Source organism: Amaricoccus sp., from assembly GCF_017995835.1.
GTDB lineage: Bacteria > Pseudomonadota > Alphaproteobacteria > Rhodobacterales > Rhodobacteraceae > Amaricoccus.
In genome coordinates this window covers 1-15,656 of the sequence record NZ_JAGOID010000013.1, presented here as the reverse complement: position 1 = coordinate 15,656, position 15,656 = coordinate 1, and the positions used below count along the sequence as shown (strand labels likewise).

14 protein-coding genes are annotated in these 15,656 nt (G+C 69.8%); 5 read left to right on the top strand and 9 right to left on the bottom strand.

Annotation, left to right across the window (positions count from 1 at the left end; genetic code table 11):
* Positions 1-35 precede the first annotated feature (35 nt).
* The 9 genes from nagA to KBA23_RS03845 form a co-directional block, all read right to left on the bottom strand.
* The gene (nagA, locus tag KBA23_RS03885; RefSeq protein ID WP_290737062.1) at positions 36-1,157 is read right to left on the bottom strand and encodes an N-acetylglucosamine-6-phosphate deacetylase; all 1,122 of its coding nucleotides are present in this window, start codon (positions 1,155-1,157) and stop codon (positions 36-38) included.
* Entirely contained in the window at positions 1,150-1,929 is a 780-nt protein-coding gene (nagB, locus tag KBA23_RS03880; RefSeq protein WP_290737061.1) for a glucosamine-6-phosphate deaminase, read from the bottom strand. Before nagB ends, nagA begins: the two co-directional genes overlap by 8 nt.
* Positions 1,926-2,786, bottom strand: a complete 861-nt coding sequence (locus KBA23_RS03875) for an ROK family protein (protein ID WP_290737060.1) — start codon at positions 2,784-2,786, stop codon at positions 1,926-1,928. The genes nagB and KBA23_RS03875 overlap by 4 nt, the downstream gene beginning before the upstream one ends.
* Complete coding sequence (locus KBA23_RS03870) at positions 2,783-3,457, bottom strand: putative N-acetylmannosamine-6-phosphate 2-epimerase (protein WP_290737059.1); 675 nt, start codon at positions 3,455-3,457, stop codon at positions 2,783-2,785. Before KBA23_RS03870 ends, KBA23_RS03875 begins: the two co-directional genes overlap by 4 nt.
* Before the next feature lie 26 nt (positions 3,458-3,483).
* A complete protein-coding gene (locus tag KBA23_RS03865; RefSeq protein WP_290737058.1) occupies positions 3,484-4,407 on the bottom strand; it encodes a dihydrodipicolinate synthase family protein in 924 nt (307 codons plus the stop codon).
* A gap of 40 nt (positions 4,408-4,447) precedes the next feature.
* Complete coding sequence (locus KBA23_RS03860; protein WP_290737057.1) at positions 4,448-5,266, bottom strand: ATP-binding cassette domain-containing protein; 819 nt, start codon at positions 5,264-5,266, stop codon at positions 4,448-4,450.
* The gene (locus KBA23_RS03855) at positions 5,263-7,284 is read right to left on the bottom strand and encodes a dipeptide/oligopeptide/nickel ABC transporter permease/ATP-binding protein (protein ID WP_290737056.1); all 2,022 of its coding nucleotides are present in this window, start codon (positions 7,282-7,284) and stop codon (positions 5,263-5,265) included. Before KBA23_RS03855 ends, KBA23_RS03860 begins: the two co-directional genes overlap by 4 nt.
* 1 nt (position 7,285) lies before the next feature.
* A complete protein-coding gene (locus tag KBA23_RS03850; RefSeq protein ID WP_290737055.1) occupies positions 7,286-8,251 on the bottom strand; it encodes an ABC transporter permease in 966 nt (321 codons plus the stop codon).
* 133 nt (positions 8,252-8,384) lie between these two features.
* A complete protein-coding gene (locus KBA23_RS03845) occupies positions 8,385-9,956 on the bottom strand; it encodes an ABC transporter substrate-binding protein (protein ID WP_290737054.1) in 1,572 nt (523 codons plus the stop codon).
* A 151-nt stretch (positions 9,957-10,107) separates the two neighbouring features.
* Between KBA23_RS03845 and KBA23_RS03840 the strand changes: the two genes are divergently transcribed.
* The 5 genes from KBA23_RS03840 to KBA23_RS03820 all read left to right on the top strand — a co-directional run.
* Entirely contained in the window at positions 10,108-10,857 is a 750-nt protein-coding gene (locus tag KBA23_RS03840) for a GntR family transcriptional regulator (RefSeq protein WP_290737053.1), read from the top strand.
* Positions 10,858-11,056: 199 nt separating this feature from the next.
* Entirely contained in the window at positions 11,057-11,641 is a 585-nt protein-coding gene (locus KBA23_RS03835; RefSeq protein ID WP_290737052.1) for an ANTAR domain-containing protein, read from the top strand.
* Complete coding sequence (locus KBA23_RS03830) at positions 11,638-12,798, top strand: CmpA/NrtA family ABC transporter substrate-binding protein (RefSeq protein WP_290737051.1); 1,161 nt, start codon at positions 11,638-11,640, stop codon at positions 12,796-12,798. The genes KBA23_RS03835 and KBA23_RS03830 overlap by 4 nt, the downstream gene beginning before the upstream one ends.
* Before the next feature lie 330 nt (positions 12,799-13,128).
* Positions 13,129-14,295, top strand: a complete 1,167-nt coding sequence (locus tag KBA23_RS03825) for a nitrate/nitrite transporter (RefSeq protein WP_290737050.1) — start codon at positions 13,129-13,131, stop codon at positions 14,293-14,295.
* A gap of 22 nt (positions 14,296-14,317) precedes the next feature.
* Positions 14,318-15,656: FAD-dependent oxidoreductase (locus tag KBA23_RS03820; RefSeq protein ID WP_290737049.1), on the top strand; the 1,339-nt coding region annotated here is incomplete at its 3' end.

The following is a 15,656-nucleotide window of genomic DNA, read 5'->3' as shown; positions in this document are numbered from 1 at the left end:
CGGCAGCGGCGGGCGCGATCGGCGTCTTGCCGACGCTACCCCGAAATCACCGCGAGCGTGGACAGGGCCTCGTCGAAGAGGCTGATCGACGCCCGCGTCCCGGGCGCGATCCGACCGAGTTCGTGATCGAGGCGCAGGGCGCGCGCGGGGTTCGTCGATCCCATCCGCAAGGCGCCGACCAGATCCATTCCGGCAAGATCGACGAGGTTGCGGAGGGATTCGTCCATGGCGATATGGGCGCCGGCCAGCGTCCCGTCCTGGCCGGTCAGGCGACCGTCGGCCAGCTTGATCAGCTTGCCGTCGAGATCGAAGCTCTGAATGGTCCCCGCCAGCGTCAGCATGGCGTCGGTCACCAGGCACAACCGGTCGGCCGCGGCGCGAACCGACATGCGCAGCGCATGCGGCCTGACGTGGTGGCCGTCCGCGATCAGGCCGGCGAACAGGCGGTCGCCGCCGAGCACTTCGGACACGATGCCGGTGGCGCGGCTGGCCGGGCCGGGCATGGCGTTCCACAGGTGCGTGGCGCCGCTGATCCGCTCCAGATGCTCGGCCTTGGCCTCGGAGTGGCCGGCGAACAGGATGATCCCGGCGTCGGAAAGCCGCCGAAGGCGTTCGGGCTCCTGACACTCCGGCGCCAGCGTCAGCAGGATCACGCCCGGGAAGCTCGCGGCCTCCCGTTCGAGCGCGGCGACGTCGGCCTCGGCGAGCGGGCGGATGGCGGTGCGGTCGTGGATGCCGGGCCGCGCCGGCGACAGGAACGGGCCTTCCAGATGCACCCCGATCACCCCGGGCGCGCCCGCCTCGATGGCCTGGCGCGCGGCGGCCAGCGCCGTCAGATAGGCTTGGCCGTGGGCGGTGATGAAGGTGGGCAGGATGTGTGCGGTGCCGCCCTGGCGCGCGCCTCGGGCGATGCGGGCGATCGCCGCCGCGGTCGGCTCGAAGTTGAACTGGGTGTCGGCCGCGCCGTTGATCTGGATGTCGATCATCCCCGGGGCGGCGATCGCGGCGCGGATCGCGCCGGGCGTCGCGCGGTCGGCGTCGGTGGCGGGCCGGAGCGCGACCACCGTTCCGTCGCGGATGACCACGGCCCGGTCGGGCTGGAGTTCGGGCCGCACGCCGTCATAGAGCCGGTCGGCCAGGATCAGCGTCTCAGTCAAAGGGGGTTCCCTCGCCATCCGGGTGAACGTTCTGATAGTAGTCCGTCAGCTTCAGACCGGCGGCGGCGTCGCGGTCGAGAACCACTGTCGCGCGCGCGTGCATCTGCAACGCCGAGGCCGGGCAGACGGCGGCGACCGGTCCCTCGACCATCGCGGCCACGGCCTCGGCCTTGGTCGCGCCGGTCGCCAGCAGCAGGCATTCGCGCGCCGCCAGGATGGTGCCGACGCCCATGGTGATGGCATAGGCCGGCGGGGTCTCGTCCGGGCCGAAGTATTGCCGGTTGGCCGCCCGCGTGCTCTCGGTCAGGGTCTTGATCCGGGTCGGCGAGGCCAGCGACGAGGTCGGCTCGTTAAAGCCGATATGGCCGTTGCGTCCGACCCCCAGCAGTTGCAGCGACAGCCCCCCGGCCTCGGCGATCATCGCCTCGTAGCGCACGGCCTCGGCGGTCGGGTCGGCGGCGTCGCCCCGCGGCAGGTGCGTGCGCGCGATGTCGATGTCGATGTGCCGGAACAGCAGGTCGTTCATGTAGGTGCGATACGACGCGGGATGGTCGGGCGCGAGCCCGACATATTCGTCGAGGTTGAACGTGGTGACCCCGGCGAAGGACAGGCCCTCGCGATGAAGCGCCGCCAGTCGTTCGTAGAGCGGCAGCATCGTGCCGCCGGTGGCGAGTCCGAGGACGGCGTCGGCGCGCCCGCGGACATGGTCGGCGATCAACCCGGCGGCGCGCCTGACGGCGGCATCGTGGTTTTCGCAGATCAGGACTTTCATCGTTCAACTCCGTCCGGCAGGAGCGCCCCGAGGAGGGCGCTGTCCTGACCGAGGGCCGCCGGCACGAGCTCGACCCGGAAGAGCGCCGGCTCCTCGGCCAGATAGTTGGTCACGCGCGGCAGATAGCCCTCCGCAAGGCCGACGCTGCCGCCGATGGCGATCCGGTCGAGCCCGAAGATCGTCCGCAGATCCGCGCAGAGGCGGGCGATCGCCCGGGCCGAGCGATCTATGGCGGCGGCGGCCCGGGGCGTGGTCGCGGCGAAGGCCGCGCGCGCATCGGGCGTTCCGGCGACGCGGGCGATGGCCCGGCCGGCGGCGACGGATTCCACGGTGCCGTGGCGCCCCGAGCCGCAGGGATCATCGCCGAGCGACGACGACACGAACCCGATGTGACCGGCGAGTCCGTCGCGGCTGGCCAGCAGGCGGCCGTCCAGTACGACGCCGCCGCCGACGCCGGTCGAGACCGTGAGATAGGCGAACCGCTCGGCGCCGCGCCCGGCGCCGAGCCGCGCCTCGGCCAGCGCCGCGGCGGCGGCGTCGTTCCGGAGCGCGATCTCCGGGCCGAAGCGCGCGCGCAGGCGGTCCAGCAGAGGCTCGCCCGCGATCCGCTCCAGGGTGCCGGCGTTGACCGCGTGCCAGCGCCCCGCCGCGTCGACGCGCCCGGCCACCGCGACGCCGAGGGGTTGACCGGCGCGGTAGCCGAGCCGGTCGAGCAGCGCGGCCATCGCATCGAGCTGGGCTTCCAACCCCGCCTGCCCGTCGGTCGGGGCCTGGAGCCGGTCCCCGATCCGGTCGGCGACCACCCGGGCCGCGGCGGTCTTGGTGCCGCCGAGATCGACGACGAACCCCTCGATCATCGCTTGCCCCGCACGGCCTCGGCGAACCAGCCCGTGACGATCTCGAGCCGCGTCAGCGCGCTGCCGACGGTGACGGCGTCCGCCCCGGCGGCCATCGCCGCCGCGGCCAGATCGGGCGTGTTCACCCGTCCCTCCGCCATCACGAAGCCGCCGAGACCGCGGAAGGCGCGGATCAACCCGAGGTCCGGCCCGTCGTCGCCGGTCGCCGTCTCCGCGGTGTAGCCCGACAGCGTCGTGCCGAGGATCGCGGCGCCAGCGGCCAGCGCCGTCTCGCCGTCGGCGATCGTGGAGCAGTCGGCCATGGCGAGGCATCCGCTGGCGAGGATCGCCGCCAGGACATCCTCGCGCGCGCCGGGGCGCGGGCGGGGCGTCGCGTCATAGGCGATGATGTCGGCCCCTGCCCCCGCCAGCGCGAGCGCATCCTCGACCGTGACGGTGATGCGCACCGGGCTGTCCGGCAGGTCGGTCTTGACGATGCCGATGATCGGCACGTCCACCGTGGGGCGCACGGCGCGAAGGTTGTCCACCCCCTCGATCCGCAGGCCGACCGCGCCGCCGGCGACGGCGGCCTGCGCCATCGCCGCGACGATCTCCGGGCGATCCATCGGCCCGTCATCCACCGGCTGGCAGGAGGCGACGAGGCCGCCCCGAAGCCGTTGCAGCTTGTCCATAACCGTTCCCCCCGGCCCGCCCTGCCCTAGCGCAGCAGGCCCACGTCCTTCAGGATCGCATGAATGCGGCCGATGGTGGCTGCGTCGAGGTCCTTCAGCGGCGCGGTCATCGTGGCGGAGCTGAGCAGGCCGATGGCGGCCATGGCGACCTTGAACGCGCCGACGCCGGCGGCGTCCCCGGACCGGCCGGTGGCGACGAAGACGATCTCGAACAGCCGGTTGAGGTATTCCTGCTCGGAGATGGCCTTGGCCATGTCGCCCGAAGTCGCCGCCTCCCAGAGCCGCACGTAGGCCCCGGCATCGACGTTGGCGAGGCCCGGAACCGCGCCGTCCGCCCCGATCATCGCCATGGCGTCGACGACGACCTCGTGCCCGGTAAAGAGGGCGAGGGGACGGCCCGCGGCCTTGTTCATCGCGATCAGGCGCCGGAAGCTGACGTCGTCGCCAGAGGAATCCTTGACGCCGACGAGGACGCCTTCCTTGCCGAGCTGCACCAGCATCCCGGGCGAAAGCTTGCGATGCACCCGGACCGGAATGTCATAGGCGAAGAGCGGCACGTCGATGGCGGCGCGCACGAGGCGGAAATGGTCCGCGATCTCGGTTTCGTCGTTGAGGGCATAGACGGGCGCGGTCGTGACGATGGCGTCGGCGCCGGCGGTCACCATGGCGCGGGCGCCCTGGATCACGCGGGCGGGCGAGGAGTCGATGGCGCCCGCGATGACTGGAACGCGCCCCGCCGTCGTGCGGCTAACCGTCTCGACGATAGCGGTCCGGTCGGCGTCGGTGAGATACGCGACCTGGCCGGTCGAGCCCATGACGAACAGCCCGTGCACGCCGGCGGTGATCAGGTGCTCGACCAGCTTTTCCAGATCGGCGCAGTTCACCGTGCCGTCGGGATTGATCGGGGTGACGATGGGCGGAACGATGCCGCGGAAGTCGGTTCTGGTCATCTTGTCCAACTTGTCAGGTGGTTGCGGGGTGGGAGGTATGTCAGGACGCGCGCGCGTGCAGCAGGCTGGGCGCGGCCGCGAGCAGCGTGCGGGTATAGTCCTGCGACGGGTTGTGCATGACCTGTGCGCCTGGGCCGGATTCGACGATCTTGCCGTTGCGCATGACGATGATGTCGTCCGACACGTGACGGACCGTCTGGATGTCGTGCGAGATGAACACCATCGCCAGATTGAGTCGGCGCTTGAGATCCTGCAGCAGGTTGAGGATCTGCGCCCGCACCGAGACGTCGAGCGCCGAGGTCGGTTCGTCGGCGACGATCACCCGCGGCTCCAGCGCAAGGGCGCGGGCGATGGCGACGCGCTGGCGCTGACCGCCGGAGAGCTGCGCCGGGATGGCGTCGAGCACCGATTGCGGCAGCCCGACCAGCTGAACCAGCTCGGACACCCGCGCCTGACGGCTGGCGGCGTCTCCGATGCCGTGCACCTCCAGCGGATCGGTCAGCGCGTCGCGGACGAGCATGCGGGCGTTCAGCGCGGTGGCCGGATCCTGAAAGACCACCGAGACGACCCGGCCGATCTGCCGGCGCGTCGCGGCGTCGAAGTGGCCGACCGGCTTGCCCTCGAACAGCACCTGCCCGGCGCTGGGCTCCAGAAGGCCGATCAGCACCTTGGCCGCCGTGGACTTGCCCGAGCCGGATTCGCCGACGATCCCGAGCGTGCGGCCGGGACGGACCGCCAGCGAGACCTGGTCGACGGCCCGGATCGACCGGGGCCGGAACAGGGTGGAGGCGCGGGTGCGGAAATCCACGCAGACGTCGCGCAGTTCGATAACGGGGCCGGCTTCGGTTGCGGGGCTCATGCGAATTCCTCCCTGGGCGCGATCGGCGCGTCATCGGGGTGGGCGGCATAGTAGTGCTCGGTCCCGGGGATCTGCCGCATGACGGGGGTGACCCCGGCGTTGCGGCGCGGGTTGAACGAGCGCGGCGCGAACCGGTCGCCGGGCGGGAACTCGGCCGGCGAGGGCACGGTGCCGGGGACCTGGTGCAGCCGCGCGGCGCCCGCCTCGATGCTCAGCACCGCGCCGAGCAGCCCGCGGGTGTATTCGTGCACCGGGTGGGTGAGGATGTCGCGGGTGCTGCCCTGCTCGATCAGCTGCCCGGCATACATGACCGCGATCCGGTGCGAGATCTCGGCGACGAGCGCGAGGTCGTGCGAGACGAAGATCATGGCGAAGCCCAGTTCCCGGCGCAGCCGGTCCAAGAGCTCGATCACCTGCTTCTGCACCGTGACGTCGAGGGCCGTGGTCGGCTCGTCGGCGATGATGAGCTTGGGATCGCGGGTCAGCGCCATGGCGATCAGAACGCGCTGGCGCTGGCCGCCCGAAAGCTCGTGCGGATAGGAGTTGAGCGTCCGTTCCGGATCGAGGCCCACCAGTCTCAGCAGGTCCGACGCGCTGCGCGTGCCGCCCCGGCTGGTGAGCTGGCGCATCTGCGCGCTGATCAGCATCGCCGGATTGAGCGAGGAGAGCGCGTCCTGATAGATCATCGCGATGCCGCGGCCGCGCAGGGCGTCGCGTTCGCGCGCGCTCATGGTCAGCAGGTTCCTGCCCTCGAAGAGAATCTCGCCGCCGATCACGGTCTTCGGCCCGAGCAGGCCCATGATGGCGAGCGAGGTGATCGACTTGCCGCAGCCGGATTCGCCGACCAGGGCGAGCGTTTCGCCAGGGCGCACGGAGAAGGAGATGTTGTCGACGACATTGATCTTGCCGTGCCGCGCGAAGCCGATGCTGAGGTTGCGCACCTCCAGCAGCGGCGCGGCGTCGCCCTCGTAGATCCGCCGGTCGGTGCGCGCCAGTTCGACCCCGCGAAGCTGATCGAGGCGCTGGTGCAGCGGCACGACCGGCTCGAACGCCTCCGTCAGCTTCTGCGTCAGCCCTTCCGGCGGGACGCCTTCGGAGGCTTCCAGCATCACGATACCGGCCTCGACGGCGGCGGCGTTGACCCGCGAGCGGGCTCGCGGCGCGGCCATGGCGTCGGTCATGCCTTCGGCCAGGATGTTGAGCGCCAGGACGGTGGTGGTGATCAGGAGACCGGCGAAGAAGGTGGGCCACCACGCGCCGGACATGACGAGTTGCCGCCCCGCCGACATGACGTTGCCCCAGGACGGCTCCGGGTCGGGCACGCCGGCCTGGATGAAGGACAGCGAGGCCTCGAAGACGATGGCGTCGGCGACCAGCACGGTCGCGAAGACCAGGATCGGCGCGAGGCAGTTGCGCGCGACATGCCGCATCAGGATGCGCGGCGTCGAGGCGCCCATGACCCGCACGGCGGCGACATAGTCCTCGCCGTACTGGCCGATGATGTTGGCGCGGATCACACGCGTGAGCTGCGGCGTGTAGAGGAAGGCGATGGTCAGCACCAGAACCGGCAGGGACTGGCCGAAGACGCTGACGAAGGCCACCGCGAGCGCGATGCCGGGAAAGGACATCACCATGTCGAGGACGCGCATCAGCGCCTCGGAGGTCCACTTGCCGGCGGTCGCCGCGATTGCGCCGAGGACGGAGGCGGCGACCAGCGCCACGGCGGTGGCCGCGAGGCCGATGACGAGCGAATACCGCGCGCCATAGAGCAGGCGGGAATAGATGTCCCTGCCCTGCCGGTCGGTGCCGAACCAGTGCGTCGCGTCGGGCGCGGCCGGGCCGGGCGTCAGGCCGGTGGCCAGCGGATCGAAGTTCGCGAGCAGCGGCGCGAATACCGCGGAGAGGCAGACCACGAGCAGGATGCCGAGGGCGATCTTCGAGGCCGCCGGCAGATCCCGAAGGGCGGCAAGGCGCATCCCGGAGATGGAGAGCGTCTGGGTGAGTTGGGACCGCAGCATGTCAGATCGTCCTGATGCGCGGGTTGACCAGAACATAGAGCAGGTCGACCACGACGTTGATGACCATGAAGGCAAGCGCGACGGTAAGCGTGACGCCCTGAACCAGATTGGGCTCGTTGTTGGTCACCCCGTTGAGGATCAGCATGCCCATGCCATTGATGTTGAAGATGATCTCGATGATCACGGCGCCGCCCAGCAGATAGCCGACGCGCAGGCCGAGCACGGTGATCGGCGTGATGAGCGCGTTGCGAAGCACGTTTCTGGACACCACGGTCCGCCACGGGATGCCGGCCCCGAGCGCGGTCCGCACATAGTCCCTGTCGAGCTCCTCGACGACCGAGGTGCGAACGACGCGGGACAGCTGCCCGATCACGGGGACGGCCAGGGCGACGGCGGGGAGCAGCATCCGCACCAGCCAGCCGCCGAAATCCTCCGTCATGGCGGGAAGCTTGCCCGACGTCGGCAGCAGCGAGATGAGCCCGACCTTGTTCCCGAGCAACTGGATGAGCAGGATCGCCAGCCAGAAGGACGGCGTCGACAGCGACGCGATCGAGGCCAGCCGGATCAGGTGGTCGGGCCAGCGGTCCCGGTAGACGGCCGCCATCACCCCGAGGAGCAGCGAGAACGCTACAGCGATGATCAGGCCGAAGAAGGTCAGCTGCAACGTGATCGGGAAGGCGCGCGCCACCTCGTCGATCACCGGAAGCTGCCGGGCCGAGTAGGTGCCGAGATCGAGCCGCGTCAGACCGGACACGAACGAGACGTAGCGCACGAGCAGCGGCTCATCGAGGCCGTGCGCGGCGCGGTATTCCTGCCGGGCCTCCACCGACGCCCCTTCGCCAAGGGCGGTGATGGCGGGGTCGATCTTGGAGAACGACATGACGAAGAAGACCAGGAACGTGATCCCCAGCATCATGATCGGCAGTTGCAACAGGCGGCGTCCGATCAGGTTGACTACATTCATCATGTCGAGGCGGCTCCCCGGGCTGCTGGCGGTGTCGGGACGGATGATGCGCGGAACCGGGGGGTGTCCCCCGGTTCCGGAGGGTCGGGCCAGACCGGGCGCGGGCTTGCCGCCGCTGCGCCCGGTCGAGGCGCGGTTACTCCGCCACGCCGACGCCGAGGAACGACAGGCCGGTCGTCGGCACCGGGGAGAAGCCTACGAGCTGGGTGTCGTCCCACGCGGTCGGCAGCTGGCGGTGGAACAGCGGATAGAGCGGAACCTGTTCGGAGAGCAGGTCGAAGGCCTCGTTCCACTTTTCCTGCTGCGCCTCGCCGTCGAGGGTCAGCGCCTCGGTCAGCGTCGCGGTCAGGGCCTGGTACTCGGGGCTGCCGGCCCAGCGGTAGCGATCCTTCGGCCAGACATTGTCGCCGTACCACCACTGCATCAGGATGTCGGGGTCGTTGCCGAAGACCGACGGATCGCCGGGGGCGATCATGACCTGCATCTCGCCGGCGTCGACCTTGCCGTACTGCCCGCCGGACTGGCCGATGTCGAGGGTGGTGTTGAAGCCGACCTGGTCGAGGGATTCCTTGATGATCGGCGCCACGTCGCGCACCCAGCCGTGGTCGGTGCTCATCAGCGTGATGTCGAGCTCGGGCGTGCCGGCCTCGGCCAGCAGCGCGCGGGCCTTGTCGGGGTCGTAGCTGTAGACGACGGACGCCTCGTGATAGTTCGGATGCGTCTTCGGCAGGAACGAGGTCGCGGCGGTCGCATTGCCGAGCATGCCGGTGCCGATGATCTTGTCCATGTCGAGGGCATAGAAGAAGGCCTGGCGCACGCGGACGTCGTCGAAGGGCTCGGTCGAGGTGTTGAACATCGCGAAGAGCAGGCCGAAGGACTGCGCCTTCTCGAGGCTCGCCACCGCGGCGACCGCGTCGGCGTCGATGTAGGGGACGTCCTCGATCGCCATGACCGTGCCCGAGCTCAGCGCGTTGACGCGCGCGGTCGGATCGGAGATCAGGTTCCACACCATGTCCTTGGCGAGGGCCGGACGCGGACCGGTATAGGCGTCGTTGCGCTCGAAGACGATCTGCGCCTCGGGGACGGCCGAGATCAGCTTGTAGGGGCCGGTGCCGACGGGCTGGGTCCCGAAGCCCTCGGGATTCGCTTCCACCACCGCGCGCGGCACGATCTTGACCGAGCCGAGACGCTTGTTGAACAGCGAGAACGGGTACTTGGTGGTGATCTTCACCGTGTCGTCGGAGACCGCATCGACGGTGTCGATGAACGACACGAACGAGCGGAACAGCGACTTCGATTCCGGGTCGAGCACGCGCTCGAACGAATAGACGACGTCGTCGGCAGTGACGGGATCGCCGTTGTGGAACACGGCGCCGTCGCGCAGCTTGATCGTATAGGTCAGGCCGTCTTCGCTGACCGGCATTTCAGCGGCCAGCGCCGCATACGGCTCGCGGGTCACCGGATCGAGATCGACCAGCGACTCGAAGACATGCCAGTTGGCGGCGACCGTCACCGCGCCCGAGGCGTTGAGCGGGTCGAAGGCGCCCGACAGGCCATAGGCGATCGCCGCCTGGATGGTGGCCTCGCCATCGACCCCCGCGGGGGCGGACTGCGCAAAGGCGCCTCCTCCGATCAGCAGGCTGGACGCAAAGGCGCCCGCGCCCAGCAAAAGGGCACGGCGAGATACGGAAAGTAGGTGGGAACGCATCAGTCAGCTCTCCTCCAGCTTGACATCGGACGTCTTACGTCATACGTCTTATAGGGCACGCCACGACCTTTCGCAACCCTCTTGTTCTGGAACCCGGGAACACAAAGATGCCTTGCGACAAACTCGATGTAAGTCAAAGGTCTGCGAGACGATGAAGCCCCCCTCCGACACCACGCCGGCCGTGTCCCGGATGCGCCGGAGCACAACGGCCGAACAGATCAAGCGCCTGATCCTGCGTCGCGGCTTGCGGCCGGGAGACGCGATCCCCACCGAGGCCGACCTTTGCCAGGAGCTGGGAGTCTCGAGATCCTCGGTGCGCGAGGCGATTCGGACGCTGGCCACGCTCGACATCGTCGAGGTGCGGCATGGTCATGGAACGGTCGTGGGCGGCATGAGCCTCGCGCCCCTGGTCGAGACGCTGGTTTTCCGTGGGGTTCTCTATCCCGGCGACGATCTCGCGGCGCTGCGCGAGGTCGTCGAGCTGCGCTGCTCCCTCGATCTCGCCCTGGCCGATCGGATCGTCGAAGCTCATCGCGGCCGCTCCAACCCGTCCCTCGCGCGGTTGGTCAAGCAGATGCGCATCCGTGCCGAGAAAGAGCAACCGTTTCTGCAAGAGGACCGGCAGTTCCATGCCGAGCTGCTCGCCCCGATCGGCAATCGGCTGGCCGGCCAGCTCGTGACCGCGTTCTGGGACATCCATACGGCGGTGCTGCCGCGTCTCGGTCTCGCGCTGCCCTCGGACCTGCGCCAGACAGCCCTGGCGCACGGCGACATCCTCGACGCCGCGCAGGGCGGCGACGCCGAAGCCTATCGTCGCGCGGTGATCGACCACTACGGGCCGCTGATGCGGATGCTGGAAAGCTCCGAAATGGCGGCCACGAACGAAACGGCAGCGCGATGAGGTCGATCGGTCCAGAACCGGTTGAAGCGGTCGTGCGCTGACCGCCGGCCCAGCAGCCGCTGCGACGCACGGCTGCGTCGCCGGAGGCAAGCGTCGCCCGAGGTCGGCCGCAAACCTGCCGTCTCGTCCCGATGGAACCGTCCCTCTGGACTGCGTGCGGGCTTGATGCGATGCAGCATCGAAGCCCGAGTATCGCCCCATGACCCCGAAGCTCAGCATCGCCGTCGTCGAGCAGGATCGCGAGCGCGCGCTCATGATCGTGGACGGCCTGCGCGACGCCGGGGACTACGACGTCACGGTGATCGGCGACGTGGTCGGGCTTGCCCGCCGGCTCGTGGCGCTACAGCCCGACGTGGTGCTGATCGACCTCGAGAGTCCCGACCGGGACGTGCTCGACGCGCTGACCATGGCCTCCGGCCCCGCCGACCGGCCGGTCGCGATGTTCGTCGACCGCTCGGACGATGCGGTGATGCGCGCCGCCATCGAGGCGGGGGTGAGCGCCTACGTGGTCGGCGGACTGAGCCGCGAGCGCATCCGGCCGGTGCTGACGGCGGCGATCGCGCGGTTCCACATGGTCGCACGGCTGCGCTCCGAACTGGCCGCCACCAAGGCCGCGCTCGAGGAGCGCAAGCTGGTGGATCGCGCCAAGGGCATGGTTATGAAGGCCAAGGGCATCGGCGAGGACGAGGCCTACGCGCTCATGCGGCGGGCCGCGATGGATCAGGGCAAGAAGCTCGGCGAGGTGGCGGCGGCACTGATCACCGCGGCGGAACTCCTGAAATGAGCCATGTCGCGCTCGATGCGGGCTTCGTCCCCCTGCTCGACGCAGCGCCGCTGGCGATCGCGCGCGAACTGGGCTTCGCCGCCGAGGAGGGGCTGGAGCTCCGGCTGCATCGGGAGCCTTCGTGGTCGGCGCTGCGCGACCGGCTGCTCTGGGGCGGGCTTCAGGCGGCGCACATGCTCTCGCCCATGCCTGTGGCGTTGACGGCGGGCATCGGCGGGCTTCGTGTCGCGGTCGATGCGCTGATGGTGCTCTCGGTCAACGGCGACATGATCGGCGTACGGCCCGGGATCGCCGGGCGCATGGGGGCCGCCGCGCTCGACTTCGGCGACGCCTTCGCGGTCGGCCGCGCGCTGATCGCCGCGGCGGACGGTCCGCTGCGCGTGGGGGCGCCCTTCCCCGTCTCGATGCACGCGGAACTCCTGCACTACTGGCTGCGGAGCCTCGGCGGCGATCCTCCGGCCGCTTTCGAGATCCGCACCGTGCCCCCGCCCCGCATGGCGGAGGCGATGGCGCAGGGCGAGATCGACGCCTTCTGCGTCGGCGAGCCCTGGGGGAGCTTCGCCGCCGAGATGGGCATGACGCAACTGGTGCTGCCGGGCGCCGCGATCTGGCGGTTCGCCCCGGAGAAGGTGCTGGCGGCGCGCCACGACTGGACGCAAGCCAATCCCGAGATCGCGGCGGCGCTGATGCGCGCGGTCTGGCGCGCCTGCCGCTGGATCGCCGAGACTGAGAACGTCGGGACGGTGGCCGAAATCATGGGCCGCCCGGACTATCTCGACATGGCTTCCGAGATCATCGAGCGCCCGCTTCGATGCCGCATGGTGGTCAACGCCCGCGGCGACGAGCGCAGCGCGTCGCAAGCGATCGAGTTCTACCGGGGCGCCGCGACCTTTCCCTGGCGCAGTCAGGCGCTATGGATCGCCGAGTCGATGGCCCGCCGCATGGGCCATCGCGAGGCGCTGCGCGAAGCGGCCCGCGCATGCTTTCGGCCCGACCTCTACCGCGCGACGCTTGGCCCTGCGGGCGCCGACCTGCCCGGAGCCTCGGAGAAGCTTGAGGGGGCGCTGCCGCACCGCAGCGAGGTCGCGTCGACGCTCGGCACGCTGCTTCTCGGGCCGGATTCGTTTCATGACGGGCAAGTCTTTGATCCGCAGTAAGGCAGCCATCTTGATGGGCTGGTCAATTTATGCGCAAAGACCGGATCATGCCCCAATGAAGACACTTTCTGGTTGATCTTGCACCGCACAACATGAGACAAGGCCGTGACGACCCAATGGCGGGCCGTCGCGAGTTTCGCCCCGAGGCCGGGGCATCCGGGCAAGGCCGCCCGATCCCGCTGCGAGCGCGCAGTCCGGATCGGGCGGCCTTTTCGTTTTCGCGCGTTCCGCGATGGGCGGACCAGCGCAACCGAGAAGGACGCAGGACTCCCGATGCCAACCTCACAGCCCGTTTCGACGCCCGAGACCGCGCCGTCCCGAGCCCTCGCGATGTCGACCGTCGCCTTCACGGTCTGCTTCGCGGTCTGGACGATCTTTTCCATCATCGGCGTGCGCATCAAGGATGAGCTGGGCCTCAGCGAGACCCAGTTCGGCCTGCTCGTCGGCGCCCCGATCCTGACCGGCTCGCTGGTCAGGATGATGCTCGGCATCTGGACGGACCGCTATGGCGGGCGGCTCGTCTACACCGCCACCATGCTGGCCGCCGCCGTGGCGACCTTTCTGCTGTCCTGGGCGCAGACCTATGCGCAGGTGCTCGTCGCCGCCCTCGGCGTCGGCGTGGCGGGCGGCTCCTTCGCGGTGGGCGTCGCCTATGTCTCGCGCTTCTTCCCGGCCGAGCGGCAGGGCACGGCGCTGGGCATCTTCGGCGTGGGCAACGTCGGCGCGGCGGTGACGAAGTTCCTCGCCCCATTCGTGATGGTCGCCTGGGGCTGGGAGGTCGTCGCGCAGGTCTGGGCGGCGGCGCTGGCGGTCATGGCGGTCGTCTTCTGGTTCACCACCGGCGACGATCCGGTGATCCGCGCCCGGCGCGCCGGGCAGGCGCAGCGCCGGAGCCTCGCCTCCGAGCTCGAGCCGCTCAGGAACCTTCAGGTCTGGCGCTTCGCGCTCTACTACTTCTTCGTCTTCGGCGCCTTCGTGGCGCTCGCCCTCTGGCTGCCGCGCTACCTGATCGGCGTCTACGGCTTCGACATCCGGACCGCCGGCATGATCGGGGCGATCTACTCGATCCCGGCCTCGGTCTTTCGCGCCTATGGCGGCGTACTCTCCGACAAGGCCGGCGCCCGCACCGTCATGTACTGGACCTTCGCCGTCTCCGCCATCTGCACGCTGATCCTGTCGATGCCCAGCGTCGGCCCCTGGACGTTCGTCGTGGTGATCTTCACGCTCGGCTTCTTCATGAGCCTCGGCAAGGCGGCGGTCTACAAGCACATCCCCGTCTACTATCCCCAGAACGTCGGCGCGGTGGGTGGGCTCGTCGGCATGATCGGGGGCCTCGGCGGGTTCGTCCTCCCGCTTGCGTTCGGCGCCCTCAAGGACCTGACCGGTCTCTGGTCGAGCTGCTTCATGGCGCTCTTCGTCGTCGTCGCCACCTCGCTCGCCTGGATGCACCTCGCCATCCATCGCATGGAAACCCGCGCCCGGGCGCGGGCGGCCTGAACCTCGGAAGGGAACCGGGATCATGACCGAGAAACTCGTCGTCATCGGCGCAGGAATGGCCTCGGGCCGGGTGCTCGAGCACCTGGTCGAGGAGGCCCGCGGCCGCTACGAGATCACCCTCTTCGGCGCCGAGCCGCGGGGCAACTACAACCGCATCATGCTCTCGCCGGTGCTGTCCGGCGAGAAGACCTGGGAGGAGATCGTCACCCACGATGCGGACTGGTATCGCGCGCAGGGGGTGACGACCCGCTTCGGCGAGACGGTGACGCGGATCGACCGCGCGGCGAAGGTCGTGCACTCGAAGGGAGGCGAGACCCCCTATGACCGGCTGCTGGTGGCGACCGGATCGGCGCCCTTCATCATCCCGGTTCCGGGGCGCGAGCTGGCGGGCGTCATGGCCTACCGTGACCTCGACGACGTGCATGCGATGATGACCGCCGCCGCGAGGCCGGACGCCCGGGCGGTGGTCATCGGGGGCGGCCTGCTCGGGCTCGAAGCCGCGGCGGGGCTCAAGGCGCGCGGCATGGAGGTGACCGTGCTGCACCTGATGGGGCACCTGATGGAGCGCCAGCTCGATCCGGCCGCCGGCTACCTGCTGGAGAAGGATCTCGAGCGCCGCGGCATTCGCGTGCACTGCAAGGCCTCGACCAAGGCGATCCTCGGCCACGACAAGGTCGACGCGGTGCTGCTCGAGGACGGCACGGTCTATCCGGCCGACATCGTCGTCATGGCCGTCGGCATCCGGCCCGAGACCCGCATCGCCACCGACGCCGGGCTCGACGTCGAGCGCGGCGTCGTCGTCGACGACGCGATGCGGACCTCCGACCCCGACATCCTCGCCGTCGGCGAATGCGTCCAGCACGGGACGACCTGCTACGGCCTCGTGGCGCCGCTCTACGACATGGCGAAGGTGGCGGCGAAGACGCTCCTCGGCGAGCCGGCGGCGTTCCGGCCGGTCGAGACCTCGACCAAGCTCAAGGTGACCGGCGTCGACCTCTTCTCCGTCGGCGACTTCGGCGAGGGCGAGGGCCGCGAGGAGATCGTGTTCCGCGACCCCGGCCGCGGCGTCTACAAGCGCCTGGTGCTGCGCGAGGAGAAGATCATCGGCGCGGTGATGTATGGCGACACCGCCGACGGCAACTGGTTCTTCGGCCAGCTCAAGGACCAGACCGACGTCTCGCAGATGCGCGACACGCTGATCTTCGGGCCAGCCTATGCCGGGGGCGCCCCCCTGGACCCTATGGTGGCCGTTGCAGCCTTGCCGGATGAGGCAGAGATCTGCGGCTGCAATGGCGTCTGCAAGGGTCGGATCACCAGGGCCATCGCCGACGGCGGGCTGACCACGCTCGAGGAGGTGCGCG